This is a genomic window from Streptomyces sp. GB4-14 (assembly GCF_022696125.1).
Classification (GTDB): domain Bacteria; phylum Actinomycetota; class Actinomycetes; order Streptomycetales; family Streptomycetaceae; genus Streptomyces; species Streptomyces werraensis.
Map to the genome: position 1 here is coordinate 3,596,269 of NZ_RZHO01000002.1, position 26,504 is coordinate 3,622,772.

At 73.6% G+C, this 26,504-nt stretch carries 25 protein-coding genes and 2 pseudogenes; 13 read left to right on the forward strand and 14 right to left on the reverse strand.

Features of this window, described 5'->3' with window-relative positions:
- The first annotated feature begins 73 nt into the window (after positions 1 to 73).
- The 4 genes from ELQ39_RS17875 to ELQ39_RS17890 all read left to right on the forward strand — a co-directional run bounded on the left by ELQ39_RS17875 (position 74) and on the right by ELQ39_RS17890 (position 3,033).
- Positions 74 to 742, forward strand: a complete 669-nt coding sequence (locus tag ELQ39_RS17875; protein WP_242592732.1) for a DUF4097 family beta strand repeat-containing protein — start codon at positions 74 to 76, stop codon at positions 740 to 742.
- A gap of 57 nt (positions 743 to 799) precedes the next feature.
- Complete coding sequence (locus ELQ39_RS17880; protein ID WP_242592734.1) at positions 800 to 1,768, forward strand: ATP-binding cassette domain-containing protein; 969 nt, start codon at positions 800 to 802, stop codon at positions 1,766 to 1,768.
- A complete protein-coding gene (locus tag ELQ39_RS17885; RefSeq protein WP_242592736.1) occupies positions 1,765 to 2,577 on the forward strand; it encodes an ABC transporter permease in 813 nt (270 codons plus the stop codon). Before ELQ39_RS17880 ends, ELQ39_RS17885 begins: the two co-directional genes overlap by 4 nt.
- A gap of 87 nt (positions 2,578 to 2,664) precedes the next feature.
- Positions 2,665 to 3,033 (forward strand): hypothetical protein, encoded by a 369-nt coding sequence (locus tag ELQ39_RS17890; protein WP_242592738.1) that lies wholly within the window; start codon positions 2,665 to 2,667, stop codon positions 3,031 to 3,033.
- Between the two features lie 19 nt (positions 3,034 to 3,052).
- On the opposite strand, the gene ELQ39_RS17895 is transcribed toward ELQ39_RS17890, so the two are convergent.
- Together ELQ39_RS17895 and ELQ39_RS17900 are read right to left on the reverse strand one after the other, a co-directional pair.
- Positions 3,053 to 4,696 (reverse strand): DNA repair helicase XPB, encoded by a 1,644-nt coding sequence (locus ELQ39_RS17895; protein WP_190002956.1) that lies wholly within the window; start codon positions 4,694 to 4,696, stop codon positions 3,053 to 3,055.
- 183 nt (positions 4,697 to 4,879) lie between these two features.
- Entirely contained in the window at positions 4,880 to 7,555 is a 2,676-nt protein-coding gene (locus ELQ39_RS17900) for a helicase-associated domain-containing protein (RefSeq protein ID WP_242592740.1), read from the reverse strand.
- 117 nt (positions 7,556 to 7,672) lie between these two features.
- On the opposite strand from ELQ39_RS17900, the gene ELQ39_RS17905 reads away from it, so the two are divergent.
- Both ELQ39_RS17905 and ELQ39_RS17910 read left to right on the forward strand, forming a co-directional pair.
- Positions 7,673 to 8,650, forward strand: a complete 978-nt coding sequence (locus tag ELQ39_RS17905; RefSeq protein WP_242592742.1) for a hypothetical protein — start codon at positions 7,673 to 7,675, stop codon at positions 8,648 to 8,650.
- A 495-nt stretch (positions 8,651 to 9,145) separates the two neighbouring features.
- Positions 9,146 to 9,805, forward strand: a complete 660-nt coding sequence (locus ELQ39_RS17910) for a haloacid dehalogenase-like hydrolase (RefSeq protein WP_190002953.1) — start codon at positions 9,146 to 9,148, stop codon at positions 9,803 to 9,805.
- Here the strand turns inward: ELQ39_RS17910 and ELQ39_RS17915 are convergent.
- Positions 9,787 to 10,062, reverse strand: a complete 276-nt coding sequence (locus tag ELQ39_RS17915; protein ID WP_242592743.1) for a hypothetical protein — start codon at positions 10,060 to 10,062, stop codon at positions 9,787 to 9,789. The genes ELQ39_RS17910 and ELQ39_RS17915 overlap by 19 nt on opposite strands.
- Before the next feature lie 164 nt (positions 10,063 to 10,226).
- Here ELQ39_RS17915 and ELQ39_RS32420 point away from each other — a divergent pair, with 164 nt between their 5' ends.
- On the forward strand, positions 10,227 to 10,610 hold the full coding sequence (locus tag ELQ39_RS32420; protein WP_019523900.1) for a cold-shock protein: 384 nt from the start codon (positions 10,227 to 10,229) through the stop codon (positions 10,608 to 10,610).
- Between the two features lie 11 nt (positions 10,611 to 10,621).
- On the opposite strand, the gene ELQ39_RS17925 is transcribed toward ELQ39_RS32420, so the two are convergent.
- The 4 genes from ELQ39_RS17925 to ELQ39_RS17940 form a co-directional block, all read right to left on the reverse strand.
- Positions 10,622 to 11,479, reverse strand: a complete 858-nt coding sequence (locus tag ELQ39_RS17925; RefSeq protein ID WP_242592745.1) for a 1,4-dihydroxy-6-naphthoate synthase — start codon at positions 11,477 to 11,479, stop codon at positions 10,622 to 10,624.
- Positions 11,476 to 12,165 carry a futalosine hydrolase gene (locus ELQ39_RS17930; RefSeq protein WP_242592747.1) on the reverse strand — a complete coding sequence of 230 codons (690 nt, stop codon included), beginning with the start codon at positions 12,163 to 12,165 and terminating at the stop codon, positions 11,476 to 11,478. Before ELQ39_RS17930 ends, ELQ39_RS17925 begins: the two co-directional genes overlap by 4 nt.
- Positions 12,166 to 12,188: 23 nt before the next feature.
- Positions 12,189 to 12,671, reverse strand: a complete 483-nt coding sequence (locus ELQ39_RS17935) for a DUF2771 domain-containing protein (protein ID WP_228755692.1) — start codon at positions 12,669 to 12,671, stop codon at positions 12,189 to 12,191.
- Positions 12,672 to 12,732: 61 nt separating this feature from the next.
- A complete protein-coding gene (locus ELQ39_RS17940; protein WP_242592749.1) occupies positions 12,733 to 14,163 on the reverse strand; it encodes an MFS transporter in 1,431 nt (476 codons plus the stop codon).
- 354 nt (positions 14,164 to 14,517) lie between these two features.
- Between ELQ39_RS17940 and ELQ39_RS17945 the strand changes: the two genes are divergently transcribed.
- On the forward strand, positions 14,518 to 15,444 hold the full coding sequence (locus ELQ39_RS17945) for a DUF3027 domain-containing protein (RefSeq protein ID WP_242592751.1): 927 nt from the start codon (positions 14,518 to 14,520) through the stop codon (positions 15,442 to 15,444).
- Positions 15,445 to 15,530: 86 nt separating this feature from the next.
- On the opposite strand, the gene ELQ39_RS17950 is transcribed toward ELQ39_RS17945, so the two are convergent.
- Entirely contained in the window at positions 15,531 to 16,520 is a 990-nt protein-coding gene (locus ELQ39_RS17950) for a helix-turn-helix transcriptional regulator (protein WP_242592753.1), read from the reverse strand.
- Positions 16,521 to 16,615: 95 nt separating this feature from the next.
- Here ELQ39_RS17950 and ELQ39_RS17955 point away from each other — a divergent pair, with 95 nt between their 5' ends.
- Entirely contained in the window at positions 16,616 to 16,981 is a 366-nt protein-coding gene (locus ELQ39_RS17955) for a VOC family protein (RefSeq protein ID WP_242592755.1), read from the forward strand.
- Between the two features lie 138 nt (positions 16,982 to 17,119).
- Here ELQ39_RS17955 and ELQ39_RS17960 read toward each other — a convergent pair whose 3' ends face one another.
- The 4 genes and pseudogenes from ELQ39_RS17960 to ELQ39_RS17975 form a co-directional block, all read right to left on the reverse strand.
- Entirely contained in the window at positions 17,120 to 17,377 is a 258-nt protein-coding gene (locus ELQ39_RS17960; protein WP_242592757.1) for a hypothetical protein, read from the reverse strand.
- Entirely contained in the window at positions 17,374 to 17,721 is a 348-nt protein-coding gene (locus tag ELQ39_RS17965) for a hypothetical protein (protein ID WP_242592759.1), read from the reverse strand. Before ELQ39_RS17965 ends, ELQ39_RS17960 begins: the two co-directional genes overlap by 4 nt.
- A gap of 88 nt (positions 17,722 to 17,809) precedes the next feature.
- Positions 17,810 to 18,693 (reverse strand): annotated as a pseudogene (locus tag ELQ39_RS17970) (helix-turn-helix domain-containing protein).
- Between the two features lie 242 nt (positions 18,694 to 18,935).
- Positions 18,936 to 19,367, reverse strand: a pseudogene (locus ELQ39_RS17975) (ATP-binding protein).
- A gap of 173 nt (positions 19,368 to 19,540) precedes the next feature.
- Between ELQ39_RS17975 and ELQ39_RS17980 the strand changes: the two are divergent.
- The 3 genes from ELQ39_RS17980 to ELQ39_RS32715 are packed head-to-tail and all read left to right on the forward strand — an operon-like array spanning position 19,541 to position 20,824.
- Positions 19,541 to 20,419: a helix-turn-helix domain-containing protein gene (locus ELQ39_RS17980; RefSeq protein ID WP_242592761.1), complete on the forward strand. Its 879-nt coding sequence runs from the start codon at positions 19,541 to 19,543 to the stop codon at positions 20,417 to 20,419.
- Complete coding sequence (locus ELQ39_RS17985) at positions 20,416 to 20,625, forward strand: DUF397 domain-containing protein (RefSeq protein WP_242592763.1); 210 nt, start codon at positions 20,416 to 20,418, stop codon at positions 20,623 to 20,625. The genes ELQ39_RS17980 and ELQ39_RS17985 overlap by 4 nt, the downstream gene beginning before the upstream one ends.
- Positions 20,582 to 20,824, forward strand: coding sequence for a DUF397 domain-containing protein (locus ELQ39_RS32715; protein ID WP_443334361.1), 243 nt, complete (start codon positions 20,582 to 20,584; stop codon positions 20,822 to 20,824). Before ELQ39_RS17985 ends, ELQ39_RS32715 begins: the two co-directional genes overlap by 44 nt.
- Before the next feature lie 156 nt (positions 20,825 to 20,980).
- Here the strand turns inward: ELQ39_RS32715 and ELQ39_RS17995 are convergent, their stop codons facing one another.
- Together ELQ39_RS17995 and ELQ39_RS18000 are read right to left on the reverse strand one after the other, a co-directional pair.
- Positions 20,981 to 21,646, reverse strand: coding sequence for a M23 family metallopeptidase (locus ELQ39_RS17995; protein WP_242592765.1), 666 nt, complete (start codon positions 21,644 to 21,646; stop codon positions 20,981 to 20,983).
- 353 nt (positions 21,647 to 21,999) lie between these two features.
- Complete coding sequence (locus ELQ39_RS18000; protein ID WP_242592767.1) at positions 22,000 to 23,262, reverse strand: SLC13 family permease; 1,263 nt, start codon at positions 23,260 to 23,262, stop codon at positions 22,000 to 22,002.
- Positions 23,263 to 23,360: 98 nt separating this feature from the next.
- Here ELQ39_RS18000 and ELQ39_RS18005 point away from each other — a divergent pair, with 98 nt between their 5' ends.
- Complete coding sequence (locus ELQ39_RS18005) at positions 23,361 to 26,486, forward strand: sacsin N-terminal ATP-binding-like domain-containing protein (RefSeq protein WP_242592769.1); 3,126 nt, start codon at positions 23,361 to 23,363, stop codon at positions 26,484 to 26,486.
- Positions 26,487 to 26,504: the final 18 nt, after the last annotated feature.

Consider the following 26,504-nt stretch of genomic DNA (forward strand, 5'->3'; position numbering starts at 1 on the left):
CTAGTTGCCGTAACTGTGAACGCAACGTAGCGTTTCCGGTGTCAGAAACGACAACGCACCGGAGGAGCGCACCATGCGATTCGACACCCCCGCCCCCGTCTCCGTCCTCTTCGACGTCCCCGCCGGCCACATCCGGTTCATCGCCGCCGACCGGACCGACACCGTCGTCGAGGTCCTGCCCGCGGACGCCGGGAAGAGCCGCGACGCGAAGGCCGCGGAGCAGACCACGGTCCACCACGGCGACGGCGTTCTGCGGATCCAGGGCCCGGCCGCCGCGAACAAGCTCGTCGGCCCGTCCGGCGCCGTCGAGATCACCGTCCGGCTGCCCACCGGCTCCCACGTCGAGGGCAAGGCCGCCGGCGCGGAACTCCGGGGCGTCGGACGGCTCGGCGACGTGACCTTCGAAGGGGCACAGGGCCCGGTCAAGCTCGACGAGACCGCCGGCGCCCGCCTGGCCGTCCTCGACGGCGACGTCTGCGTCGGCCGGCTGGGCGGCCCCGCCGAGATCAGCACCCGTAGGGGCGACATCCGCGTCACCGAGGCCGTGCGCGGCACGGTCACCCTGCGCACCGAGCACGGTGACATCTCCGTCGGCGCGGCCCCGGGGGTCTCCGCCGCCCTGGACGCCGGCACCGGCTACGGCCGGATCCGCAACACGCTCACCAACACCGACGGGGCCGCCGCCGCCCTCTCCGTCCACGCGACCACCGCCTACGGCGACATCACCGCCGCCGGCTCGTGACCCGCTCGCACCCCAAGCCCCACCCCGGACACCCGAGCACCTGAAGGAGACCCCCTCATGACCGACCTGGCCATCGCGGCGAACGGGCTGCGCAAGTCCTACGGCGACAGGACCGTCCTCGACGGCGTCGACCTCGCCGTCCCCGAAGGCACGGTCTTCTCGCTGCTCGGCCCGAACGGCGCGGGCAAGACCACCGCCGTCAAGATCCTCTCCACCCTCATCGCCGCGGACGCCGGCGACGTGCGCGTCGCCGGCCACGACCTCGCCGCCGACCCGCAGGCCGTACGCGCCGCGATCGGCGTCACGGGGCAGTTCTCCGCCGTCGACGGGCTGATCACCGGCGAGGAGAACATGCTTCTGATGGCGGACCTGAACCACCTCCCCAAGGCCGAGGGCCGACGGGTCGCCGCCGAACTGCTGGAGCGGTTCGACCTCGCCGACGCGGCGAAAAAGCCCGCCTCCACCTACTCCGGCGGCATGAAGCGCCGCCTCGACATCGCCATGACCCTGGTCGGAGGCCCGCGGATCATCTTCCTGGACGAGCCGACCACCGGCCTCGACCCCCGGTCCCGCCACAACATGTGGCAGATCATCCGCGAACTCGTCACCGGCGGCGTCACCGTCTTCCTCACCACCCAGTACCTGGAGGAGGCCGACGAACTCGCCGACCGCATCGCGGTGCTGCACGACGGCAGGATCGCCGCCGAGGGCACCGCCGAGCAGCTCAAGCGGATCGTCCCCGGCGGCCACGTCCGCCTCCGCTTCACCGACCCGGCCGCCTACCGCACCGCCGCCGCCGCGCTGACCGAGGCGTCCCGCGACGACGACGCCCTCGCCCTCCAACTCCCCAGCGACGGCACCCAGCGTGAACTGCGGTCCATCCTCGACCACCTGGACGCCGCCGGCATCGAGGCCGACGAGCTGACCCTGCACACCCCCGACCTCGACGACGTCTTCTTCGCCCTGACCGAGGCCGCCGTCGTCCCCGCTCCGTCCGCCGTCCCCTCGAAGGAGATCGCCCGATGAGCGCCGTCCGGACCGCCGCCCGCCCCAGCCGCTTCTCCCTCGCCCTGCGCGACTCGACCACGATGGTGCGCCGCAACCTGCTGCACGCGCGCCGCTACCCGTCCCTCACGCTCAACCTGCTGCTCACCCCGGTCATGCTGCTCCTGCTCTTCGTGTACGTCTTCGGCGACGTGATGAGCGCCGGGCTGGGCGGCGGCGGCCGGTCCGCGTACGTCGCCTACCTGGTGCCGGGCCTGCTGCTGATGACCATCGGCTCCACCGCCATCGGTACCGCGGTGTCGGTGTCGATGGACATGACCGAGGGCATCGTGGCCCGCTTCCGCACGATGGCCGTCCACCGCGGCTCGGTGCTCGTCGGGCACGTCGTCGGCAGCGTGCTGAAGGCCGTCCTGAGTGTGGTCGTCGTGGGCCTGGTCGCCGTGGCGATCGGCTTCCGCTCCACCGACGCCACCGCGCTGGAGTGGCTGGCCGCCTTCGGGCTCCTGGTGCTGTTCGCGACGGCGCTCACCTGGATCGCGGTCGGCATGGGCCTCGGTGCCCCGAACGCCGAGGCCGCCAGCAACAACGCGACCCCGCTGATCCTGCTCCCGCTGCTGTCCAGCGCCTTTGTCCCGGTCGAGGGGATGCCGGGCTGGTTCCGGCCGGTCGCCGAGTACCAGCCGTTCACGCCGGCCATCGAGACCCTCCGCGGGCTGCTGCTCGGCAGCGAGATCGGGCACAACGGGTGGCTGGCGGCGGGCTGGTGCGTGGCCCTGACGGCGCTCGGCTACTTCTGGTCGACCGCGTCCTTCGCCCGCGAACCGAAGTGACACGGGCACGAGTGAGTACGAGTACGCCCGCACAGTTGAGTAGCGGCCCCGGTGCGCCAGTCGCACCGGGGCCGCTTCACTGGCCGTATGAACCTGGACAGCTCGCCGGACCGGCGCCACGGGGACGAGCGGGACCCCCGTGCGTACGTGGCGCCGGCCGTCGCCACCGTGCTCGGGGTGATGCTCGCCCCGCTCGCGCTGCTGTTCGGCGCGCTGTCCGTCATGGCGACGGACAGCTGCGGCCCCGACGACTGCTCGGCGGCGCTGACGACCGCCCTGGACGTCGTGCACGGCACCCTGTTCCTCGGCGGACTGCTCGGAGCGGCCGCCTGTGTCGCCGCGTGGCTGCTGCCCCGCACCCGCCGCTGGGCGGCGCCGCGCGTCTGGCTGGCCGGGCTGTCCCTGCTGCCCTGGCTCGTCGTGATCGCGCTGGTCTTCAACCTGCCGGAGGGGTGACGACCGCTCGCGAAGGCTCTCAGCTCTCCGCGAGAAGTTCGTCCGCGTCGACGATCCGGTAGGCGTACCCCTGCTCGGCGAGGAACCGCTGGCGGTGCGCCGCGAAGTCCTGGTCGATGGTGTCGCGGGCGACCACGGAGTAGAAGTGCGCCTGGTGGCCGTCCGCCTTCGGCCGCAGCACACGGCCGAGGCGCTGCGCCTCCTCCTGGCGGGAGCCGAAGGTGCCGGACACCTGGATGGCGACCGTCGCCTCCGGCAGGTCGATGGAGAAGTTCGCGACCTTCGACACCACCAGCACGCTCAGCTCGCCCTGCCGGAACGCCTCGAACAGCTTCTCCCGCTGGGCGTTGGACGTCTCGCCCTTGATGACCGGCGCGTCCAGATGCTCGCCCAGCTCGTCGAGCTGGTCGATGTACTGCCCGATGACCAGGATCTGCTGCCCGGCGAACCGGCGGACGATCGCCTCCGTCACCTTCTGCTTGGTGGCGGTCGTCGAGCAGAAGCGGTACTTCTCCTCCTGCTCGGCCGTCGCGTACGCCAGCCGCTCGGAGTCTGTGAGATTGACGCGGACCTCGACGCAGTCGGCGGGTGCGATGTAGCCCTGCGCCTCGATCTCCTTCCATGGGGCGTCGAACCGCTTCGGGCCGATCAGCGAGAAGACGTCGGACTCGCGGCCGTCCTCACGCACCAGGGTCGCCGTCAGGCCGAGGCGGCGGCGGGCCTGCAGGTCGGCGGTGAACTTGAAGACGGGGGCGGGCAGCAGGTGCACCTCGTCGTAGAGGATCAGGCCCCAGTCGCGGGAGTCGAACAGTTCCAGGTGGGGGTAGATGCCCTTCCGCTTCGTCGTCAGCACCTGGTAGGTGGCGATGGTGACGGGGCGGATCTCCTTCTTCGTGCCGCTGTACTCGCCGATCTCCTCCTCGGTGAGCGACGTCCGCCTCACCAGCTCGTGCTTCCACTGGCGGGCCGAGACGGTGTTGGTGACGAGGATCAGCGTGGTCGACTTCGCCTGCGCCATCGCGCCCGCGCCGACCAGCGTCTTGCCCGCGCCGCAGGGGAGGACGACGACGCCGGAGCCGCCGTGCCAGAAGTTCTCCACGGCCTGCTTCTGGTACGGGCGCAGCGCCCAGCCGTTCTCGTGCAGCTCGATCGGGTGCGCCTCGCCGTCCACGTACCCGGCGAGGTCCTCGGCGGGCCAGCCCAGCTTCAGCAGGGTCTGCTTGATCTGGCCGCGCTCGGAGGGGTGCACGGCGACGGTGTCCGGGTCGATGCGGGCGCCGACGAGGGGAGCGACGCGCTTGGAACGCAGCACCTCCTCGAGGACCGGGCGGTCGGTGGTGGTGAGGACCAGGCCGTGCGCGGGGTGCTTGACCAGGCTGAGCCGGCCGTAGCGGTCCATGGTCTCGGCGATGTCGACGAGCAGCGCGTGCGGCACCGGGTAGCGGCTGTACTGCACCAGGGCGTCGACGACCTGCTCGGCGTCGTGGCCCGCGGCCCGGGCGTTCCACAGGCCGAGCGGGGTCACCCGGTAGGTGTGGATGTGCTCGGGGGCGCGTTCCAGTTCGGCGAACGGCGCGATGGCGCGACGGCAGTCGTCGGCCTGCTCGTGATCGACCTCGAGGAGCAGGGTTTTGTCGGACTGGACGATGAGCGGACCATTCACGCGCGGCTGCCTTTCTGCGACGGGCTCGGCACGGGCACTGCACGGCCAAACGTCCAGTTTGCCTGATCGCATTCCACACCGTCCCCCAGAGCGTTCGTGGAGACGCGGGACCGCGACTCCGTCAGGGGCGCGGGGAACCGAGCGACCGGCCACGGAGCAGCCCGCACATGCCCGCCGGCCGCATCAGTCCGCGAGTTCCGCGACACCCGTGATCCGGTGCAGGGGGTACGTCCGCACCTCGTCCGCCGTGTGGTCGTACGCGGTGACGAACCCGCCCTCGACCCGAATCGGCGCGATGACCCGCTGACTGGCCGCCCCCTCCGCGTTCACGTACCCGATCCACACCGTGTCGTTGGTGAGAACGGCGGCCTGCAGGGTGGCCAGGGTGTCCGCGGCGGTGGTGCGCGGCAGCTCCCCCGGCGCCGCACCCGCCCCGCCGCCGACCGGCTTCCGCGGCGCCGTGGATGCGAGATCACCCGCACGGACCGCCCGGATCGCGGCAGCGAGCAACGTGTCGTCCGGCACGGGCGGCCCGTCCGGCACCGGCTCGGGAGGCGTGCGCGGGGGTGTGCGGTACGCGTCCGCGCGGGCGATCAGCACGTCGCCCTCCGCGGACTCCGCGGCCGGCGCGAACCCCATCGCCCGCAGCCCCTCCAGCAGAGCCGCCGGGTCGGTCCGCGCCGCCAGCACCGTCGGGGCGAGCCGGCGCAGCCCCAGCCCGGCGGCGCGCCTGTCGGCCAGGATCTCGTTCAGCACCGCGTCGTCGTCGCACCGCACGTAGGACGAGGCGGCGCCCACCCGCAGGTGCCCGTGCCGGCGGGCCACGTCGTCGATGAGGTACGCCAGCGGCTGCGGCACCGGCGTACGCGAGTGCGCGGCGAGGAAGGCGTGCAGGTCGGCGGCGGACCGCCCGGCGTCCAGGGCCCGCCGTACCGAGGCGGGCGTGAACCGGTAGACGGTCGCGCCACCCTTCGACTCCACGTCCGCGAGCACGCCCAGCATGTCGGCGAGGGGCCGCTCCAGCGGGCCGGGCGCCACCGCCGTCAGGTCGGCCTGGAGCAGCACGTGGTCCAGCGGCTCGGGCAGCAGGGGTTCGAGCAGCCGGGCGGCGGCCGCGGCGGCGGTCGCCTGCTCGGCGGGGGAGAGGGCGGGCGGCGGCGGGGTCCGCCGGTGGTGCACGGGCAGCTTGTCGCCCGGCCCCGTCGGCTCGCTCTCCGCGTCCCCGTGCCGGGGCGCCGGCGGCGCGCCGATCAGCGCCCGCCCGTGCGAGGAGAGCGCGCCGCGTCCGGTGACGCCGAGCATCTCCGCCTCCGCCAGCGTCCAGCGGGCCAGCCGCGACCGCAGGTCCTCGTCCCCGCCCGCCCCGCTCCCGCCGTCGGCCGGATACCCCGGCGCCCCGGACCCGCCCGCGCGGGCCGCGGCACCTCGTGCCCCCTCGGCGGGCTGCGCCGGCGTCCGGCGGGCGTACGGGGAGGACGCGCCGCCCCCGGCCCGCTCCGCGCGCGGGGGCCGCTCCCAGCGCAGGCGCGCCAGCAGCGACCCGGTGTTCGGCGCGGCGCCCTCCGGGAGCCCCGCCAGCAGGGCCAGCACCCGGTGCCGTACCTCGGGGGCGACCGAGCGGTCCAGGCCAGGACCGAGCGCGGACAGCGTGCGGTCCTTCGCGTCCCGCTCCCCGACCAGCCCCGGCGTCCGGGTCGCCGCGAGCCACGCCGTGGCCAGCCGCGCCCAGCGCTCGCCGGCGGGCCGCTCCAGCCACTCGTCGTACGCCGGGGTCGCCGCGTACCGCTCGTCGGCCTCACCGTCGGACGCCAGGAGCCCGGCCGCGTAGGCCAGTTCGACCCAGAACGCGGCCACCGGCTCGGGCACGTCCAGCGCCACGGCGGTCCGCTTGAGGTCCCGCACGCTCAGCCCGCCGGCCCGCAGCACCGCGGGCCCGCCCTCGTGCCAGTCCTTCAGCAGCTCCTCGACGGTCGCCAGCGCCGTGTACGCCTGCCCGGCCGCCGTCGCGTCCACCATCTGCGGCCGGTGCACCGCGGCCGCCTCCACGGGCGGCGGCACCGGCTCCGTCGTCCGGTGCGCCCGCCCGGCGCGCAGCCGCAGCGCCACCTCGCGGGGCAGGACGACCGTGCCGGGCGCCGTCGGCAGCAGCAGCCCCCGGTCGAGCAGCCAGCGCAGCCGGGGCGCCGGATCGGCGGTGACCTGCCCGTACGGCGGGCCCCACACCAGCCGCTCCAGCACCTCCACCGACTCGCTCGGCGCCTGGTCGAGCAGCGCCGGCATCCGCTCCGGGTCCTCGAAGAGGCCGGCCAGCGCGTCCAGCGCGGAGACGGAGTCGTGCGTCGACGGCAGCCCGGCCGTCGCCAGGATCTCCTGGATACGGCCCGGCGACATCCCCGCGCCCGCCTCCCGCACGGTCGGGCCGAGACCGGTCGGCGACGGGTGCTGCGGCGACGGCGCCAGCAGCTCGCGGGCGGTGCGCACCAGGCGCAGCCGGTCGTCGCCGCCCCACACCAGGGCCTGTTCGCGGAGCGTGCCCAGCGCGTGCGGCAGAGCGGCGGACACCGCCGGGTCGCCGTCGTCGCCCGCCATCAGCCCGAGCAGCTCCTCGTACGTCGCCGGGTCCGGCGCCACCGCCAGCGCCTGCGCGGTCTGCAGCGTGAACCGGTCGAGGCGCTCCAGCGCGCGGACCACCGAGGCGCGGGTGCCCGCGCGGGTGGCGAGCTGGGTCAGGTCCGTGGGCACGGGCGTGATGAGATCCGGCCGGCCGCGCAGGAGCGCGGCCAGGGAGGCGTCGTCCCGCCCCCGGAGCGCCTCGGCGAGGGATCGGGGGGCCGCCGCGGGGTTCTCCTCGGTGCTCATCCGCCTCACGTTAGCGGGTGGGTACGTCCGTGGCGTGCCGGGAGTTGGGCCAGGTCGCCGCACTCGCGGTACCGTCGGGCGACGGTGTCCCGACGCATCCGTCCCGGAGGGGACTTCGTGGGTATCGAGAGCGACCAGGTCGTCTACGAGTATCTGAGCCGCGTCGGCGACGTGGCGCAGCAGCGGCAGTTGCCGTCGGCGGCACGGATGCGGCTGGTCGCGGAGCTGCGTGACGAGATCGACCGGCGTCGCGCCAAGGCCGTGGTGGACTCGCCGGCGGCGGTGCGGCGGATCATCGCGCGGATGGGGACGCCTACGGAGGTGGTCTCCAAGGCGGAGGACTCGACGGCCGGCTCCGCGCCGGGCGCGCCGGAACGGGATCAGCCGACGGGTGTCCCCGTGCAGCGGGAGGCCAAGGCGGGCGGGGTGTTCCGGAAGGCCGTCCCCCGGCCGCGGTCGTCCACGTCCGCGGCCCCGCCGTCCGCTCCGGCCGACGTGCCCTCGCCGCCGCATCGGGCCGGTCTCGACGAGGTCGGCGACAGCGGGAGTCAGCCCGACTGGTGGCGGGTGGACAGCGGTCCCTTCGGGGTGGGGGACGAGGTGCCGGGGTTCGTGGGCGGGGTGGAGATCCCTGAGCTCTTGAAGCGGCCGGCGCCGAAGGAGGAGGAGCCGGCGGCCGAGGCCCCGCCCGCTGCCGAGGTGGTGGAGGCGGCCGAGGAGGTGCCAGCGCGGCGGCGGCTGCTGCGGCTGCCGTCGCGGCGGTGGAGCAATCCGCTGCTGCTGGTCGCCGCGGCGTCGCTGGTCGTGGGGGCGGTGCTGGGGAACTGGTTCGCGCTGATCCTGGGGTGGCTGATCGCGTATGCCTCGCGGCGGCTGACTCCGGGGGAGGTGAAGGCGGCGGTGGTGATCCTGCCGGGGCTGTCGCTGATCGGGGGGATCGTATGGCTGTGGGGGCGTGCGGTGGGGCGGTGGGGTGAGCCTGTCGCCGAGGGGCAGATGAACGCGGCGCTTGCCGGCACCTGGCCGTGGGTGATCCGCACGGCGGCGGTGGCGTCGGCGCTGTTCCTGGTGTGGCGGTCGCAGCGGCAACGCTGAGGGGTGTTCCGGCGGGCGGGGGTGTCCGCGCACCCGGCGCCGGCAGGGCGCCGCCGCGCCCACCTGTGCCGCCCCGGCGGCACGCCCGTTCAGGGGCGCCGGGAACTGCGCGACCAGCCCCGGACGGTCCGCACCCGGTGCTGCAAAGGTGCCGTCGCGCCCACCCGTGCCGCCCGAGCGGCACGATTGCCCGCGGCTGGGGCGGCAGCCCCGTTCAGGGGCGCGGGGAACTGCGCGACCAGCCCCGGACGGTCCGCACCCGGCGCTGCAAAGGTGCCGTCGCGCCCACCCGTGCCGCCCGAGCGGCACGATTGCCCGCGGCTGGGGCGGACGGTGGCGCGCCGGGCGTGTTCGCGCAGCCCAGCGGCTGGGGCGGAAGCCCCCTTCAGGGGCGCGGGGAACTGCGCGACCAGCCACGGACCGTCCGCACCCGGCGCCGCGAAGGTGCCGCCGTGGCGGGCCGGGCCCGGAGGGGCGTGGCGCACAATGGCGCACATGGCCAACGTGACCCCGCCCGCTCAGCCCGCTCCGTCCGGCAGGACCGCCGCTCCCACCGTCGGGTTCGATCTCGACATGACGCTCATCGACTCGAGGCCCGGGATCCGGGCGTGTTACGTGGCTCTCGCCGAGCGGACCGGGACCTACGTCGATGCCGATCTCGCGGTCAGCCGGCTGGGGCCGCCCCTGGTGGAGGAGCTGGTGAACTGGTTCCCGGCGGAGCGGGTCGAGGAGGTCGCCGAGTTGTACCGGGCCATGTACCCGGAGTACGCGATCGCGCCGACGCTCGCCCTGCCCGGTGCGCGGGACGCGATAGCCGCCGTGCGGGCGCGGGGCGGGCGGGCGGTCGTGGTGACCGCGAAGTACGAGCCCAACGCCAAGCTGCACCTCGCGCACCTCGGCATCGAGCCGGACGCGGTGATCGGCGACCTGTGGGCCGAGCAGAAGGCGCTGGCGCTGCGCGAGCACGGCGCGTCCGTGTACGTCGGCGACCACACGGGGGACGTGCGCGGAGCGCGCACCGCGGGCGCGGTGTCGGTCGCGGTCGCCACCGGACCGTGCGACGCGGCGGAACTCCGGGAGGCCGGCGCGGACACCGTCCTCACCGATCTGACGGAATTCCCCCGCTGGTTCTCGGACTACTGCTCGGACAACTGACCGGAAACCGCACGAGCGGCCCGGGCGCGCCGTCGACCCGCGGCGGCGGAACGCAGTACGCCCGCACCGGCGATGGCGAATCCGACACCCATGAGCATGCTCAATCCGAACATGTACGTCGGAAAGGGCGTCGTTCCGAGGAACAGCGGGGCGACCGTGACCAGAGTGGCCACGGCGCCGACGAAGAAGACGAGGGCACCGGCACGGACCAGGCCGTCACCGGGCGCGGCGGAATTCGCTTGGGTTTTGTCACGCACCGCACCAGGGTAGTTCCCTGCGCGAGGGAACGACGCGGTGACGTCTTGTCACCGGCTCGAAGACCATTAGCCTTGGTACCGGCGGGTCATCGGGCCCGCCCGAGTGCTATCAAGAGCCGTTTTCCGAAGCAGTTTTCCCGACGAGTACGAGGACGAGGACAGACGTGCCTACCGGCAAGGTCAAGTGGTTCAACAGCGAGAAGGGCTTCGGCTTTCTCTCCCGTGACGACGGCGGAGACGTCTTCGTGCATTCCTCGGTCCTCCCCGCCGGAGTCGAGGCCCTGAAGCCGGGCCAGCGCGTGGAGTTCGGCGTGGTCGCCGGGCAGCGCGGCGACCAGGCCCTTTCCCTGACCATCCTGGACCCGACCCCGTCGGTCGCGGCCGCCCAGCGCAAGAAGCCCGACGAGCTGGCCTCGATCGTGCAGGACCTCACGACACTGCTGGAGAACATCACGCCGTCGCTGGAGCGGGGCCGTTACCCCGACCGCGCGGCCGGCAAGAAGATCGCCGGGCTGCTCCGCGCGGTCGCCGACCAGCTCGACGTCTAGGCGCACCTTCCCTACGGGAACCGCAGCGCGTCCGGGCCGAGGGGCGGTACGAGCCCCTCGGCCGCCGCGCGGGTGAGCAGCCCGCGCACGGCCGCGTAGCCGTCCTCGCCGAGGTCGGCGGTGAACTCGTTGACGTACAGCCCGATGTGCTGGTCGGCGACGGCCGGGTCCATCTCCTGGGCGTGCTCCATCACGTACGGGCGGGAGGCCTCCGGGTCGTCCCAGGCCGCCCGCACGGAGGCGCGGACCGCGTCCGCGAGCCGGGTCAGCATCTCCTCGCCGAGCGCGCGCCGCGCGAGGATCGCGCCGAGGGGGATCGGCAGCCCGGTGGTGTTCTCCCAGTGCTCGCCCATGTCGGCGAGCTTGTGCAGCCCGTAGTTCTGATAGGTGAAGCGCGCCTCGTGGATGACGAGACCGGCGTCGACCTTCCCGTCCCGTACGGCGGGCATGATCTCGTGGAACGGCATCACCACGATCTCGCCCACACCGCCGGGGACGACGTCCGCCGTCCACAGCCGGAACAGCAGGTACGCCGTCGACTTCTCGCTGGGCACCGCGACCGTGCGGCCCGTGAGGTCCACGCCCGGCTCCCGGGTCAGCACCAGCGGTCCGCAGCCCCGCCCCAGCGCGCCCCCGCAGGGCAGCAGCGCGTACTCCTCCAGGACGTACGGCAGCACCGCGTACGACACCTTCAGCACGTCCAGCTCACCGCGCTCGGCCATGCCGTTGGTGACGTCGATGTCGGCGAAGGTGACGTCGAGGGCGGGCGCGCCCGGCACGCGGCCGTGGGCGAGGGCGTCGAAGACGAAGGTGTCGTTAGGGCAGGGCGAGTAGGCGATGCGCAGCCGCTGCTGCTCACTGGTGGTCATGCCGTGTTCCAACTCTCCAGTACGGGCGCGAGCTTCCCGAAGCCCTCGGTGAGGGCGGCCAGGGCGTCGCCGATGCGCCAGGCGGCGCGGTCGCGCGGGCCGACAGGGTTCGAGACCGCCCGCACCTCGAGGACGGGCACGCCCTGCGCGGCGGCGGCCTCGGCGACGCCGAAGCCCTCCATGCCCTCGGCGAGGGCGCGGGGATGGCGGGCGCGCAGGGCGTCCGCGCGGGCTGCGGTGCCGGTCACCGTGGACACGGTGAGGACGGTGCCGGTGCGCGCGCCGGACGCGGCGGCGGCCGCCTCGGCGAGGGACGCGGGCGGGCGGTGGGTGACGGTGCCGAAGCCGAGCTCGGTCACCGGCAGGAACCCCTCGGCCGTCTCGGCGCCCAGGTCCGCCGCGGTGATCGCGTCGGCGACGACGAGGGACCCGAGGGGCGCGTGCGGCGCGAAGCCGCCGCCGATCCCCGCGCACACGACGAGGCCGTAGGGGCGGCCGTCCAGGGCGGCGGCGGTCAGCGCGGCGGCCGTCGACGCGGCGGCGAGCGCCGGGCCGACCCCGGCGGCGAGCAGGTCGGGCCCGCCCGCGACGCGGTGCACGACCGCGCCGGGCAGTTCCCGCGCCCGTACCGGCGCCGGGAACGCCTCGGCCACCGCGTCCCGCTCGGCGGGGACCGCGGTGGCCACGAGAACGCGTGCGAGGGACGTGATCAGCCCTCGTCCTTCTTCAGCCGGAAGGACCACAGACCGGTGGCCTCGTTCTCGCCGCCCTCCTTGATCGACACCAGGGTCGAGTCGCCCTGGGCGCCGTACTGGGCGTTGAAGAACACGCTGCCCGGGATGGTCTGGTAGGTGTTGTTCTTCATGGGCTCGACGAGCGGCTGACCGTTCAGCAGGATCGTCCAGCTGTGGTCGGCGATCTCCGGGTCGACGCCGAAGCGGACGGTCTCCGTCGGGTCGACCTTGATCTCGTCGATGTCCTTGTCCCGGAGGCACTCGTTGAGGGCCTCGGTGGTCAGGGCCTTGCCCTCGCCACCGCAGGTCGCCTCGGCGCTCACCGAGTCGCTGCCCACCGTGACGGTGGCCATCGCGGTCGGCTTGTCGCAGGCGGACAGGAGAAGCAGTCCGGCGGATACGGCGCCGGCGGCGGCGACGGCGCGGCGGCGTCGCACAGCGGATTGCAACGTGGTCATGGCGGAAGGCTATCGGGCAGGTGTGCCCCGTCCGCCACGTGGGGTACGGCGTGGCCCCGCGTTACGCCACTCGCGGGCGTCCCGCGTGCCCCTGACGCGCCGAACGGAGCAGCCCGCGGACCGTCGTCACCCAGCCCGCGCCGACGATCGCGGCGCCCACCGCGAGCCCCAGCGTGCCGATCAGCGGCATCGCGATGCCGATCGCGCCGCCCAGCACCCACGCCATCTGCAGCAGCGTCTCCGACCGGGCGAACGCGGATGTCCGCACCTGTTCCGGCACGTCCCGCTGGATCAGCGCGTCCAGCGACAGCTTGGCCAGCGCCTGTGCGAACCCGGCGATCGCCGCGAGACACGCCACCAGCACCGCGCCGAAGAACACCGCCGCCGTGACCGCGGCCCCCAGCACCACCGCCACCACCGTCACGATGATGATCTCAGGGGCGCGGGACCGCAGGCCCGCCCCGACGGCCGTGCCGAGCGCGTTGCCCGCGCCGGCCGCCACGCCGACGATGCCCAGCGACACCGCCGCGCTCTGGCCGGTCATCGGATGCTCGCGCAGCAGGAACGCCAGGAAGAAGATGAGGAAGCCGGTGAGGCAGCGGATGGAGGCGTTGGCGGCCAGCGCGTGGGTGACCGCCGGGCCGACCGTGCGCAGCCCGGGCTTCTCGGTCTTGCGGTGCGGACCGTGCAGGTGCTGTTCGTCGGCGGCGAGCAGCGCCACGGCCTCGCCCTTGGCGGAGTCCACCTTCGGCGGCAGCCGGAACGACAGCAGCATGCCCGCCACGAACAGCACGAACGCCCCGTACAGCGGCCAGCGCGGCCCGATCTGCTGGAGCCCCGCGCCGATCGGCGCCGCGATCCCCGTGGCGAGCAGCCCGCCGAGGGTCACCCGCGAGTTCGCCTTCACCAGGGAGAAGGCGGGCGGCAGCAGCCGCGGCACGACGGCGCTTCTGACCACCCCGTACGCCTTGGACGCCACCAGGACGCCCAGCGCCGCCGGGTACAGCTCCAGGCCGCCGCTGACCACCGCCCCGGACAGCACCAGCGCGAGCAGCGCCCGCGCCAGCATCGCGCCCGCCATGGCGGCCCTGCGGCCGTGCGGGACCTTGTCGAGCAGGGGGCCGACGACCGGGGCGAGCAGCGTGAACGGCGCCATCGTGATGGCCAGGTACAGGGCGACGCGCCCGCGCGCCTCGTCGGTGGGGACGGAGAAGAACACGGTGGAGGCCAGCGCGACCGTGATCATCACGTCGCCCGCGCCGTTCACCCCGTGCAGCTCGATCAGCTTGCCGAGACCGGACTCGCCCGCGCCGTGCGCGTGGGTCACCTTGCGGATGCCGCGAGCGGTTCTGGTCACCGGGAAGTGCAGCGCCCGGCCGAACGCACGAAGACGGCCGCCCGCCCGGACCGAACCGAGGCGCCGGCCGCGTCCCTTGCTCCCCGTGGGCCCACCGGTACCGGTGGCGCTCTGGGGTGTCCTCGCGGTGGCCACGACGTCATAGTGCCCCGAGATGGCGGTGCGTAGTGCCGTAACACCGGGGACGGGTCCTTCGGTGCGACTGTACGGCCGAACGCCCCGGGGCGTGGGCGGCCGGCCCGCGGACCGTCCGCCCACGCCCGCCGGCGCCCGACAAACCGGCGCGCGCCGTTCCGTAACAACCGTCGGTGTAGGCCCAGCGCACGCGAGCAGGTAGCGTGCGTATCTCAGCCATCCCGCAGAATGGATGGTGGGCGCGCCCGAGCACGATGCGGCGCGGACGTCGACGCGGTCCCCCGGTCCGCTCCGTCCGCCCCCCGCGCTGGGAGTGGCGCACTCGTGAGACGGCGTAGGAGAGAAGCGATACCTGTGAGCGCAGCGACAACGCGAAGCCGCACCCCCGACCGTCTGTGCGCCGAGGCCGTCGACCTCGCCCGTGCCGCAGCCGAGGAGGCCGCCGCGCCCGGGGTCGTGGGCGAGCACGAGGGGATGGTCTCCGAGGGCGACCGCGTCGTCACACACTTCTTCGGGTGCCGCGAGCTCGGCTACCGCGGCTGGCGGTGGGCCGTCACCGTCGCCCGCGCCTCCCGCGCCAAGGTCGTCACGGTGGACGAGGCCGTCCTGCTGCCCGGCCCCGACGCCGTCCTCGCCCCCGAGTGGGTGCCGTGGAGCGAGCGGCTGCGCCCCGGCGACCTGGGCCCCGGCGACCTGCTGCCCACCGAGGCCGACGACCTGCGCCTGGAGCCCGGTTACACGGGCGCGGAGGAGCCGCCGCCGAACTCGGCGCTCACCGAGGACCTGGCGGACCTCGCGGAGACCGAGGACGCCGAGGTCACCGGCAACACCCCCGCCGAGCAGACCGTCACCCCGTCCCGCGGCTCGATCGCCGCGGTCGCCGAGGAACTGGGCATGCGCCGCGCCCGCGTCCTGTCCCGTTACGGCCTGCACGCCGCGGCCGACCGCTGGGAGGAGGCGTTCGGCCCGAAGACCCCGATGGCGCAGGCGGCCCCCGCCTCCTGCGTGTCCTGCGGTTTCCTCGCCCCGATCGGCGGCTCGCTGGGCCAGGCGTTCGGCGTGTGCGCCAACGAGTTCTCCCCGGCCGACGGCCGGGTCGTCTCCCTCGCCTACGGCTGCGGCGGCCACTCGGAGGCCGCGGTCATGCCGAAGCCCCCGCAGCCGGCCCCGCCGGTCATCGACGAGACCCGCGTCGACCCCTTCCCCCTCCGCCCGTCCCCGGACTCCGGCTCGGTCCCGGCGACGGAGGACGCGTCGTCGGCGGACCTGGGGCACTCCTGAGGACACCGGCAGCGTGCTGAGGTCGCGGGCTTGTGCGCATCCCGTAGGTGCGCCTGGGGTGCGGACTCGGGCCGGGCCGGTGACGTTCATCGGGCCGGGTGGTCGTCTGTCGGCGGTGCCCGGTCCGCGTACGCCGTGAGGCGGGCGGCGAGATCGCGCATCAGGGCGCGGAGTTCGCCGGGGCGGTCGATCACGAACGGGCGGTGCAGGGCGGCCAGTACGGGCGGCAGCCAGTCCAGGCGTTCCGCGTGGATCTCGACCCGCAGCCACCCCGGCCCGTCCTCCTCCAGGGTCGCGACGGTCGCGGGCAGGCGGGCGCGGATGTGTTCGGCCGTCGCCCGGACGCGCAGGATCACCGTGTGGCGGTAGTCGGCCGTGGCGAAGGCCGTCACCACGCGGTCCGCCGGGTCCATGCCCTCCGGCGCCTCGAACGAGCCCGGCAGGGTGCGCGCGTCCTCGATGCGGTCGAGGCGGAACGTGCGGTCCCCGTCGCGGTCCGCGTCCCTCCCCGTGACGTACCACCGGCCCGCGTGCGCCACGATCCCGTACGGGTGCAGGGCGCGGTCGCTGCGGTGTCCCTCGCGGTCGGTGTAGCGAACCGAGACCGGTCGGCGGTGGCGTACCGCGTCGGCCAGGGTGAGCAGGACGCCCGCGTCCGGGCTCGCGAAGGCCCCCGCTTGCTCCGTGAAGGACAGGGACTCCAGCAGGGCGTCCAGCCGGGCGGCCAGATGCCGGGGCAGAACCCGCCGGATCTTCGCCGCCGCCGTCTCGTTCGCCGTGCGCTGGGCCGCTGTCAGCCCCGCCCGGCGCCCGGCGGCCAGCCCGAGCAGCACCGCCAGCGCCTCCTCGTCGCCGAACATCAGCGGCGGCACCCGGTAGCCCGGCCCCAGCCGGTATCCGCCGTAGCGCCCGCGCACCGACTCCACCGGCACGTCCAGGTCGATCAACTGGTCCACGTACCGCCGCACGGTCCGTCCGTCCACGCCGAGCCGGTCGGCCAGTTCGGCCACGGTCCGGGTGCCGCCCGACTGCAGCAGCTCCAGCAGGGTCAGCACACGGGCGGCGGGTCGGGGCATGGGTACGAAGATAGTGCGGATACCGGGCGGTTTCTGTCCGGTATTGCTCCTACCGTCGGCCGTGCACACCATCCGTACGGCCGAGGAGTTCCGCCATGCAGTTCGCATCCGTCCGCATCATCACCGCCGACGTGGCCCGCCTCGTCGCCTTCTACGAGCGTGTCCTCGGCGTGCCCGCGACCTGGGCCACCGAGCACTTCGCCGAGCTGAGGACCGACGGCGCCACCCTCGCGATCGCCGGCACCGCCACCGTCCCGATGTTCGCCCCCGGTTCCGCGCGCCCGGCGGCCAACCACAGCGCGATCGTCGAGTTCCACGTCGAGGACGTGGACCGCGTCCACAAGGAACTGGGCGACACCCTCACCGACGTCGTCAACGGCCCCGCCACCATGGCCTGGGGCAACCGCTCCCTGCTCTTCCGCGACCCCGACGGCAATCTCGTCAACTTCTTCACGCGCTGACACGGGGCCCGTGTTCCGGTCACGGTCAGGGTCACGGCCCGGCGGTGCGGCAGTCGCGGCAGTGGGTTTCCGTTTCCGGGGGCGCGGAAGGCGCCGTCGCGGGCGTCCCGGGTGCGACGCCCGTTGTGGGGCGAGTCCTCAGAAGCCCAGGTACGTGAGCTGGACGACGTAGACGCGCTCGCTGCGTACGACGATCCGGTAGCTGAACATTCCGCCGGGAACGACGATGTCGTCGCCCTTCGGGTCGCCTCCGCCGTGCGTGGGGCCGTGCAGGTACTGCGCCTCGGCGGCCCTCACCAGTTCGTCGGCCTTGCGCTCGATCTCGGCGAGGAAGGCGGGTGGGGCAGTGCGGGCGGCTTCCTCTGCGCCGAAGACGTACTCCCAGGTCCAGCTCAAGCGCGAACTGCCTTCATCGCTTCGTCGAGTACGGCGCTCAGCTCCCGCAGGGCTTCCTGAGCGGTCGCCGCGTCCTCGTGTTCCAGGTTGCTCCTGGCGCGGGCGTGACGGGCGGCGAGGTCGGGACGGCGGGCGATCTCGATGTCCCGTGCCCAGGCCAGTACCCAGCTCCGTACCGGGCTGAGGGACTGCCACTCCACGGCCTTGGCGAAGGCCTCGTCCTTCGTCCGCTGCATCTCGGGCAGGCGCTGCGGGTCGACCACGGCGAGGGCGGCCCGTAGGGCGTCAGGAGTCTGTTCGGGGCGGGGAACCAGCTCGTGTCCGTGGTCGGCCTGCGTGCTCATGGAGTCCTCCCGGGAGTGCACGGGCCAGGGTAGTCGTCCGGGGCGGCCGAGGTACTCGTGCGCGAACATCGCGGTGTCTTTCTCCTGCTCAACGGGTGAATGGTGTGGTCGTGCGGCAGTCGCGGCAGTGGGTCTCCGTCTCCGGGGCGCGGAAGGCGCGCTCGCAGCCCTCGCAGGTGCGCAGGGGGTGGCGGACGGGTGGCGGGCCGACGGGGGCGCGGTACGGGGGCGGGGGTGGGAGGTGTGCGGTGAGGCGGTGGGCCAGGAGGGCCGCGGGGCGGCGGAGGGGGTCGTCGGGGAGGTCGGCGGTGAGGGCGTGCCGTACGGCGGTGGGGGTGACCTCGCGTTCCAGCCAGGCGATGACACCGGGACCAGGTGCGCGGTGTCGGCGGCGGAGAGCAGCAGGCGGGGGTCGAGGCGGCGGAGGGTGGTGAGGAGGTCCGTGGCCTGCTGGTGAAGGGCGGTGGCCGCGGCCCGGGTGGGCTGGGGGACGCCCGGAAGCGCCTTACGGGGGCGCCGCTGAGGCGCACGGTCGGACGCGGCCGGCCGGGGCGGTGGTGCGGGGCAGTCCGTGTTCGCCGCCTCGCGCCGGTGACCGGGCTGGTTGCAGGACGTCGTCCGGGTGATGATCCGCCCGGTGGCGGTCCGTACGCGCTCGCGGCGCAGGTAGCCGTGGGCCTCCAGTTCCCGCAGCGCGGCGGCGATGCGGGTGGTGCCCTCCTTGAAGCGGGCGGCCAGCGACTTGATGTCGGCCGGGGCGCCGGCGGGCAGCGACTGGATGTGGCAGCCGAGCCCGATCGCCAGCAGGGAGAGCTCCGGGTGCTGGGTGAGGTGGTTGCCGATCACCGTGAAGCGGGTGGTGTGGCGGGTGTTCTCGTGGACGATGCCGCCGGTGCGGTGACGCGATCGGGTCGGATTGCCGGCGAGGGCTGACTGGGCGCGCGAGGGCGCGCTAGGGTTTTGGGTACCCATCGGGAAGGTCCGTTCTTCCTTGGTGGTCAGGCCCTCGCCTCGGGACGGCAATCCCGGCGGGGGCCGAAGTTTTTTTCGGTTGTGCTGCGCTGAGCGTAGAGGTGCTGAGGGCTCGAAAATCCAGCTGAGCGGCGGATGTTCACCCGCCCGAGTGATCGACTGCCTCGGGCGGAAAGGTGGGGCTTGGTGCGGTTCTTTTCCCCCGAGTACTCATAGGGAAAGGCGCCGACGGCACCGGAGCTTCAGATCTCGGGCTCCGGTGCCGTAAGGCGTAGCTCTGCCCAGACGGTCTTGCGCGGGAAGCGGTCCTCGGACACGCCCCAGCGGTCCGCGAGCGCCTCCACGAGAAGGAGGCCGCGGCCCGACTCGGCGTCGGTGGCGGGTGGTTAGTGCCGGGGCAGTTGATCGCCCCGGGTGTCGGTGACCTCGATACGGAGCGTGTCGCCCACCACGTAGAACGCGAGACGGAAGTCCCGTCCCGGTACGCGGCCGTGGGTGACGGCGTTGGCGGCCAGTTCGGCCACGACGTGACGTGCGGCCTCCGAGTCGTATCCCCAGTCGCGGAGATGGGCGTCCGTGAGGAGCCGGGCGAGGCGGGCACTGCGCCGGGTCGCGGACAGCAGCACGCTGAAGTTCCTGACGGGGGCGGCTGGTTCGGCAGTTCGTTGATTCACATCACTCAGCGTGGCGGGAGTTGCGTACCGTGGAGTGTCACTCAGCGCGTGCGTACGGTCACTGTCCGGTGGTTGTCCGGTGCTGTCGTGGCTGTGCCGACGGTTGATGCGGGTAGGGCGCGGGATGCGTCACGCGTCACGCGTCACGGACGGTTCCGAGGGAGAGGTGCGGCATGACGGCGGTCGAGGCGGAGGCGGGTCGGCTCAAGGAAGAGGCGGACGAGCCCGGTTGGGAGGTCGACCCGGACGACGAGTGGGGCGTCGCGGTCATCACCACGGTGGGGCGGCAAGTGAAGCTGCGGCGCGAGGCGGTGGGCATGCGGGCCGCCGAGTTCGGCCGGGCGGTCGGCTACGGCGAGGACATGATCTACAAGATCGAGGGCGGTAAACGGATTCCTCGCCAGGAGTTCCTGGACAAGGCGGACGAGGTGTTGGGAGCCGGCGGACTCATCGCGGCGGCGTGGGAGGACGTGAAGAAGGTCCGGTATCCGAAGAAGGTTCGGGCGCTGGGCAAGTTGGAAGGCAAGGCGGTCGAGATCGGCCTGTACGAGTGCAACAGCATCCACGGGCTGTTGCAGACGCCCGAGCATGCGCGAGCACTGTTCGAAGCATGCCAGCCGCCGTACTCGCCCGACGACGTGGAGCGCATGGTGACTGCGCGCATGGACCGGCAGTCCGTCTTCGACCGGAATCCAGCGCCTGCGATCCACTTCGTGATGGAAGAGGCGCCGCTCCGGCGTGAGATCGGAGGCACAATGGTGTGGCACCGACAGCTCGAACGCCTGCTTGAACTGGGCCGGTTGTGGAATGTCACGCTTCAGGTGATGCCGACCAAGAGCGACGCCCACCCGGGCCTGGATGGCAGGATCGAACTGCTGAAGTTCGCAGATGGTACAGCCGTAGGACGCGGAGACGGAGCGTTCAACGGACGTCCCGTCTCCGAGCCCCGGCAGCTCCGGATTCTTGAGCTGCAGTTCAACACCATCCGGGCACAGGCTCTCACTCCCCGGGAGTCACTGGCCTTCCTCAAGCGTCTGCTGGGAGAAACATGATTCACAAGGGATCCGCCGGGGACACGTCCGACCTGGAGTGGTTCAAGAGCAGCTACAGCAGTGGCACCAACGGTGAGTCCTGCGTCGAACTCGCCCTGACCCCCGGCACTGTCTACGTCCGCGACTCCAAGACCAGCGAAGGCCCCCGCATCGCCTTCACTTCTGACATGTGGGCGGCGTTCGTGCCGTACGCGTCCGGAGAATGATCACGCGGCCGGGTCCGTCTGCCGTTCGACGGGCGGGCGGACCGGCTGGTCGACCAACGACGGCAACTCGTGCGTCGAACCAGCCCTGACCCCTCGCACCGTCCACGTTCGTGACTCGGAGGACGTAACAGGCCCGAGCCTGACCTTCACCCCGCCCACCTGGGCGCACTTCGTCCCGTACGCGTCGGAGGCGCGGTGACGGGGCCTGGTACGCCCGGCGCTCGTCACGCGAGCTGGACGGTGCCGCCGGAGCACCGTGAGGATCCGGAGGCCGGGGCCTGATCCGGCACCCCGGCGCTGAAATGCGCGAACACCCCGAGGCAAGCCTCGGGGTGTTCGACAAACCGCGTGCGCGTCAGAGAGACACGCCATGCGCCCGCAGGAACGTCGCCGGGTTGACGGCGGAGCCGTAGTTCGGGGTCGTGCGGATCTCGAAGTGCAGGTGCGGACCGCTGGAGTTGCCGGTGTTGCCGGACAGGGCGATCTTCTGGCCGGTCTTCACGACCTGGCCGACCTTCACGTGCACGGACGACAGGTGGGCGTACTGGGAGTACGTCTTGTTGCCGTGCTTGATCACGATGGCGTTGCCGTAGGCGGGGCCGTCGCCCGCGCCGTTGCCGCCGGCCTTGACGACCGTGCCGCCGTGGGCGGCCATCACCGGGGTGCCGGTCGGGACGGCGTAGTCCTGGCCGGAGTGCTTGTGCGCCCACATGCCGCCGTTCTGCGCGAAGCTCGCCGACAGCTTGTAGTTCTTGACCGGGGAGACCCAGGACGGGGTGGACTTCTTGGCGGCCTGGGTCGCCTTCTTCACTGCCGAGGCCTTCACGGCCTGCGTCTTCGCGGCCTCCGCCTTCGCGGCGGCCTGCGCCGGGGCTGCTGCGGCCGGGGCGGAGTTGCCGGAGGAGGCGACCGCGACCCCGGCTCCCAGGACGGCCGTGGAGCCCAGACCGGCTGCCAGGACGGCGGCGCGGGTGCGAGTGACGGTCGTACGGGGGAAACGGGAAATGACGCGCTCGAACATCGAAACCTCATGGGGGAGGGGACGGGGGATGCCATCGGCGGAACGGGTCCGTGCCGTGCTGGCTGCTCCTTGGTAACCGGGACCGCCCAAAAGCCGCAAAGGTGTGACCTACGACGAAACGTCGTAGATGCGGCATGAGATGCACGTCTCTTGACGGAGCACCCTCTACGGGGCGAAACCCCCCATTTCAAGCTGATCGATCAGGCCTGTGCGGCAAATGTCCGATTTCGAATCGGGCGTTTCGCCACTATTCCGCGTAGTACGCCCGGCGGGGCCTGTGGAGCATGTCACCGAGGGCCCTCTTCGAATGTGGCGTGGGTCTCCGCAATCGCCACAGGACCCCCGGGCCGGACTCACGTGCCGAACAGTTCCAGCGACAGCCACAGCGCCGCCGTCGACGCCACGAGCGCGGCCGGCACGGTGGCCAGCCCGAGCAGGGTGAAGCGCCGCAGGCTCACCTCGTGGTCGTGGTGCTGGACGATGCGGCGCCACAGCAGGGTGGCCAGCGAGCCCGCGTAGGTGAGGTTCGGGCCGATGTTCACGCCGAGCAGCACCGCGAGGACCGCGCCGGGGCCGGACGGCGCGGCCAGCGGGACCAGGGCGAGCACGGCGGGCAGGTTGTTGATCAGGTTGGCCAGCAGGGCCGCCAGCGCGGCGACCGCCAGCAGGGACAGCAGCCCGGTGCCGTCGGGCAGGACCGCGTCCAGCGCGTCGCCGAGACCCTGGTCGAGCACCGCCCGCACGACGACGCCCAGAGCCAGCACGAACGCCAGGAACGGCAGGTCCATCGCGCGCAGGAGCCCTACGACGCCGGTGCGGCGACGGGCCAGGGCCCGCACCGCCATCACTCCCGCCCCGGCCGCCGCGGCCCACGCGGGGTCGATCCCGGCGGCGGACGCCACCGCGAACCCGGCGAGCGTCGCCGCCACCGTCACCAGGGCGAAGAGCGGCACCTCCACCGGCTCGTCCCCCGTGTCCGGCGCCGTCGGTCCGGCCGACAGGTCGGCGGCGAAGAAGCGCCGGAAGACCACGTACTCCACGGCGATCGCCGCCAGCCACGGCAGCAGCATCAGCAGCGCGAAGCGGGTGAAGGTCAGGCCGGTCGCGGTGAACGCGAGCAGGTTCGTCAGGTTGGACACCGGCAGCAGCAGGGACGCCGTGTTCGACAGGTGCGCGCCCGCGTAGACGTGCGGTGCGGGGCGCGCGCCCATACGGGTCGCGGTGGCGAACACGACCGGCGTCAGCAGCACCACCGTCGCGTCCAGGCTGAGCACCGCCGTGATCAGCGAGGCCAGCGCGAACACCGCGCCCAGCAGCTTGCGCGGGCGGTGGTGCGACCAGCGGGCCATCCAGGTGCCGCACGCGTGGAAGAGGCCCTCCTCGTCGCACAGCCTGGCCAGCACCAGGACGGCGGCGAGGAAGCCGATCACCGGGCCGAGCCGCTCGGCCTCCTCCCGCACGGCCTCCGTGGTGATCGCGCCCGTCGCGACCACCACCCCGGCTGCGGGCACCGCGAAGGCCGCCTCCGGCCAGCGGAAGGGACGGACGACGGCACACACCAGCACCACGGCCAGCGCGGCGACGGACAGCGATTCGAGCAGCACAGTGCTGATCATCCACAAGGTGGGCGGCGCCCCGGACACCGCGTCCCCGTGGTGTCGCGGAGCGGTACCTTCGACCTCACGCAGATCAGGGCCCGATGAGGAGAGTCAACGTGAGCAAGTTCGTGCGGCCCGCCGCCGAAGGTGCCGACCCGTTCGGTACGGCGCGTCTGCGACGTGGGGTCCTGGACGCGTGGGCCACCAGCCCCGCCCGGTTCCGGGAGGACGCCAACGCCGAGGAGGACCTCGTCCTCGGCGGCTACCGGGACCGGCTCGTCGTCGAGCTCGCGCAGAACGCCGCCGACGCCGCCGCCCGGGCCGGCGTGCCCGGACGCCTCCGGCTCACCCTGCGCGACGGGGTGCTGGTCGCCGCGAACACCGGCGCCCCGCTGGACGCGGCCGGCGTCGAGTCGCTGTCCACCCTGCGCGCCTCCGCCAAGCGGGACGCCCCCGACCGGGCCGTCGGACGGTTCGGCGTCGGCTTCGCCGCGGTGCTCGCCGTCACCGACGAGCCCGCCGTCGTCGGCCGGCACGGCGGGGTGCGCTGGTCGCTCGCCGAGGCGCGGGACCTCGCCCGGGACACCGCCGGGCACAGCCCCGGCCTCGGCGACGAGATCCGCCGCCGCGACGGACACGTACCGCTGCTGCGGCTCCCCTTCCCCGCCGAGGGCACCGCCCCCGATCCGTACGACACGGCCGTCATCCTGCCGCTGCGCGACACCGCCGCCGCCGATCTCGCCGAGCGGCTGCTGCACGCCGTCGACGACGCCCTGCTGCTCGCCCTGCCCGGCCTGGAGGAGGTCGTCGTCGAGACCGGGGACGACGCGCCCCGCACGCTGAGCCGGAGCGCCGAAGGCGACCTGACCGTGGTCACCGACTCCCGCGACGGCGTCACCCGCTGGCGCACCGCCGCCGCGCACGGCGCCCTCACCCCCGACCTGCTCGCCGACCGCCCCGTCGAGGAGCGGCTGCGCCCGCACTGGTCGGTCACCTGGGCCGTCCCCGTCGGCCCAGACGGCGCCCCCGCCCGGCCGCGCACCGCCGCCGTGGTGCACGCGCCCACCCCCAGCGACGAGCCGCTCGGCGTGCCCGCCCTGCTCATCGCCTCCCTGCCGCTGGACTCCACCCGCCGGCACGCCGCCCCCGGCCCGCTCACCGACTTCCTCGTGCAGCGCGCCGCCGACGCCTACGCCGGGCTCCTCGCCGACTGGCGCCCGGTGACCGCGGGCGCCATCGACCTCGTCCCTGGCCCGCTCGGCAAGGGCGAACTGGACGGCGCCCTGCGCGCGGCCATCCTGGAGCGGCTGCCGCGCACCGCCTTCCTGCCGCCCGCCGCCGCGCCCGTCGCCGACGACGACTCCGGGCTGCCCGAGGCGCTGCGCCCGCGCGACGCCGAGATCGTCGAGGGCGCGGGCGCCGACACCGTACGGGTGCTGGCGGAGGTGCTGCCCACGCTGCTGCCCGCAGGTCTGGAACGGCGCGCCGAGCTGCGCACCCTCGGGGTCGCGCGGGTGCCGCTGACCGACGCGGTCGACCGGCTCGCCGGCCTGGAGAAGTCCCCCGACTGGTGGCGGCGGCTGTACGACAGCCTCGCCGGCGTCGATCCCGACCGGCTCAGCGGACTCCCGGTGCCGCTGGCCGACAGGCGCACGACGATCGGCCCCCGGCAGGTGCTGCTGCCCACCCCGGACGCGGCCCTCGACGCCGAGCTGCTGGCCCGGCTCGGCCTGAAGGTCGCCCACCCGGACGCGGCCCACCCGCTCCTGGAGAAGCTGGGCGCGCTGCCCGCGACCCCGCGTGCCGTGCTCACCACCCCGCAGGTGAGGGCCGCCGTCGCCGCGTCCCTCGACGACGAGGGCGGGGTGAACTGGGAGGAGGACGCCCTCGACGCCGACGAACTCGCCGAGGTCGTCCTGACGTTGGTGCGGGAGGCGGGCCTGGAGCCCGGCGACGAGCCCTGGCTGGGCGCGCTCGCCCTGCCCGACGAGGACGGCGAACTCTCCCCGGCCTGCGAACTCGTCCACCCCCAAGGCCCCTTCGCGCAGGTCATGCGGGAGGGCGAACTGGCCGCCGTGGACGCGGAACTGGCCGCGAAGTGGGGCGAGCAGCCGCTGGCCGCGTGCGGGGTGCTCGTCGACTTCGCACTGGTGCGCGCCACCGACGTCGTCCTCGACCCGGACGAGCTGGAGCCGCGCGAGAGCGACTACGCCGAGCCGGACGACCCCGGGCTGCTGGACGCCGTCGACGTGTGGGCCGAGGACATCCTCGACCGCTTCCCCGACGCGCCCGTCCCGCCCGTCGCCACCGAGATCGTCGCCGTGCGCGACCTGGACCTGGTGGACGACGACCGCTGGCCGCAGGCGCTCGCCCTGCTCTCCCGGCCCCCGCTGCGGGACGCCCTGGTCGAGCCGGTGCGGATCCTGCTCCACGACGGCACCCACGAGACCGTACGGCCGTACACCGCGTGGTGGCTGCGCGGCCATCCGGTGCTCGGCGGGCGCCGCCCGGCCGGACTGCGCGCGGCGGGCGGCGACCCGCTGCTGCGCGGCCTGTACGACGAGGCCGACGCGACCGGCTTCGACGACGAGCAGGTGCTGCGGGCACTGGGCGTGCGCACGTCGGTCGCCGCGCTGCTGGACGAGCCGGGCGGGGCGGCCGAACTGCTGGAACGCCTCGCCGACCCCGGCCGGCCGGTCACGGCGGCCCAGCTGCACGGGCTGTACGGGGCGCTGGCCGAGCTGGACCCCGAGCAGGTGACCCTGCCGGACGACCTGCGCGCGGTGGTCGACGGGCGGGTGGAGGTGGTGGACGCCTCCGAGGCGGTGGTCGTCGACTCGCCCGACCTGCTGCCGTTCACCTCCGGCGTACCCCTGCTCCCGGTCCGCCCGGCGCGGGCCGCCGAACTGGCGGAGCTGTTCCAGGTGCGGCGGCTCAGCGAGTCCGTCACCGGCCGCGTGGACTCCGAGGGCACGGAGCACGAGGTGCCGGAGCCGGTACGGGTCCTGCTGGGCCCGCGGACCCCGGCGTCCTACGTCGAGCACGAGGAGCTCGTCGTGGACGGAGTGGAGATCGACTGGCGCCTCACCGACGACGGGGTGCTGCACGCGGCGACGCTGGAGGGCGTCGCCGCGGGTCTCGCCTGGGCGGCGGGGCAGTGGCCGCGGCGGTTCGAGGTGGCGGCTCTGCTGGAGGATCCGTCACGGACGGAGGAACTGGCCAGGGACCGGTGGTTCGACTGACCTCGTCCTCGAGCGCCG

Coding starts and splice junctions, on each gene's coding strand:
- ELQ39_RS17875 (WP_242592732.1), top strand. CDS start 74: ATGCGATTCGACACCCCCGCCCCCGTCTCCGTCCTCTTCGACGTCCCC.
- ELQ39_RS17880 (WP_242592734.1), top strand. CDS start 800: ATGACCGACCTGGCCATCGCGGCGAACGGGCTGCGCAAGTCCTACGGC.
- ELQ39_RS17885 (WP_242592736.1), top strand. CDS start 1,765: ATGAGCGCCGTCCGGACCGCCGCCCGCCCCAGCCGCTTCTCCCTCGCC.
- ELQ39_RS17890 (WP_242592738.1), top strand. CDS start 2,665: ATGAACCTGGACAGCTCGCCGGACCGGCGCCACGGGGACGAGCGGGAC.
- ELQ39_RS17900 (WP_242592740.1), bottom strand. CDS start 7,555: ATGAGCACCGAGGAGAACCCCGCGGCGGCCCCCCGATCCCTCGCCGAG.
- ELQ39_RS17910 (WP_190002953.1), top strand. CDS start 9,146: ATGGCCAACGTGACCCCGCCCGCTCAGCCCGCTCCGTCCGGCAGGACC.
- ELQ39_RS17925 (WP_242592745.1), bottom strand. CDS start 11,479: ATGACCACCAGTGAGCAGCAGCGGCTGCGCATCGCCTACTCGCCCTGC.
- ELQ39_RS17935 (WP_228755692.1), bottom strand. CDS start 12,671: ATGACCACGTTGCAATCCGCTGTGCGACGCCGCCGCGCCGTCGCCGCC.
- ELQ39_RS17950 (WP_242592753.1), bottom strand. CDS start 16,520: ATGCCCCGACCCGCCGCCCGTGTGCTGACCCTGCTGGAGCTGCTGCAG.
- ELQ39_RS17955 (WP_242592755.1), top strand. CDS start 16,616: ATGCAGTTCGCATCCGTCCGCATCATCACCGCCGACGTGGCCCGCCTC.
- ELQ39_RS17965 (WP_242592759.1), bottom strand. CDS start 17,721: ATGAGCACGCAGGCCGACCACGGACACGAGCTGGTTCCCCGCCCCGAA.
- ELQ39_RS17980 (WP_242592761.1), top strand. CDS start 19,541: ATGACGGCGGTCGAGGCGGAGGCGGGTCGGCTCAAGGAAGAGGCGGAC.
- ELQ39_RS17985 (WP_242592763.1), top strand. CDS start 20,416: ATGATTCACAAGGGATCCGCCGGGGACACGTCCGACCTGGAGTGGTTC.
- ELQ39_RS17995 (WP_242592765.1), bottom strand. CDS start 21,646: ATGTTCGAGCGCGTCATTTCCCGTTTCCCCCGTACGACCGTCACTCGC.
- ELQ39_RS18000 (WP_242592767.1), bottom strand. CDS start 23,262: ATGATCAGCACTGTGCTGCTCGAATCGCTGTCCGTCGCCGCGCTGGCC.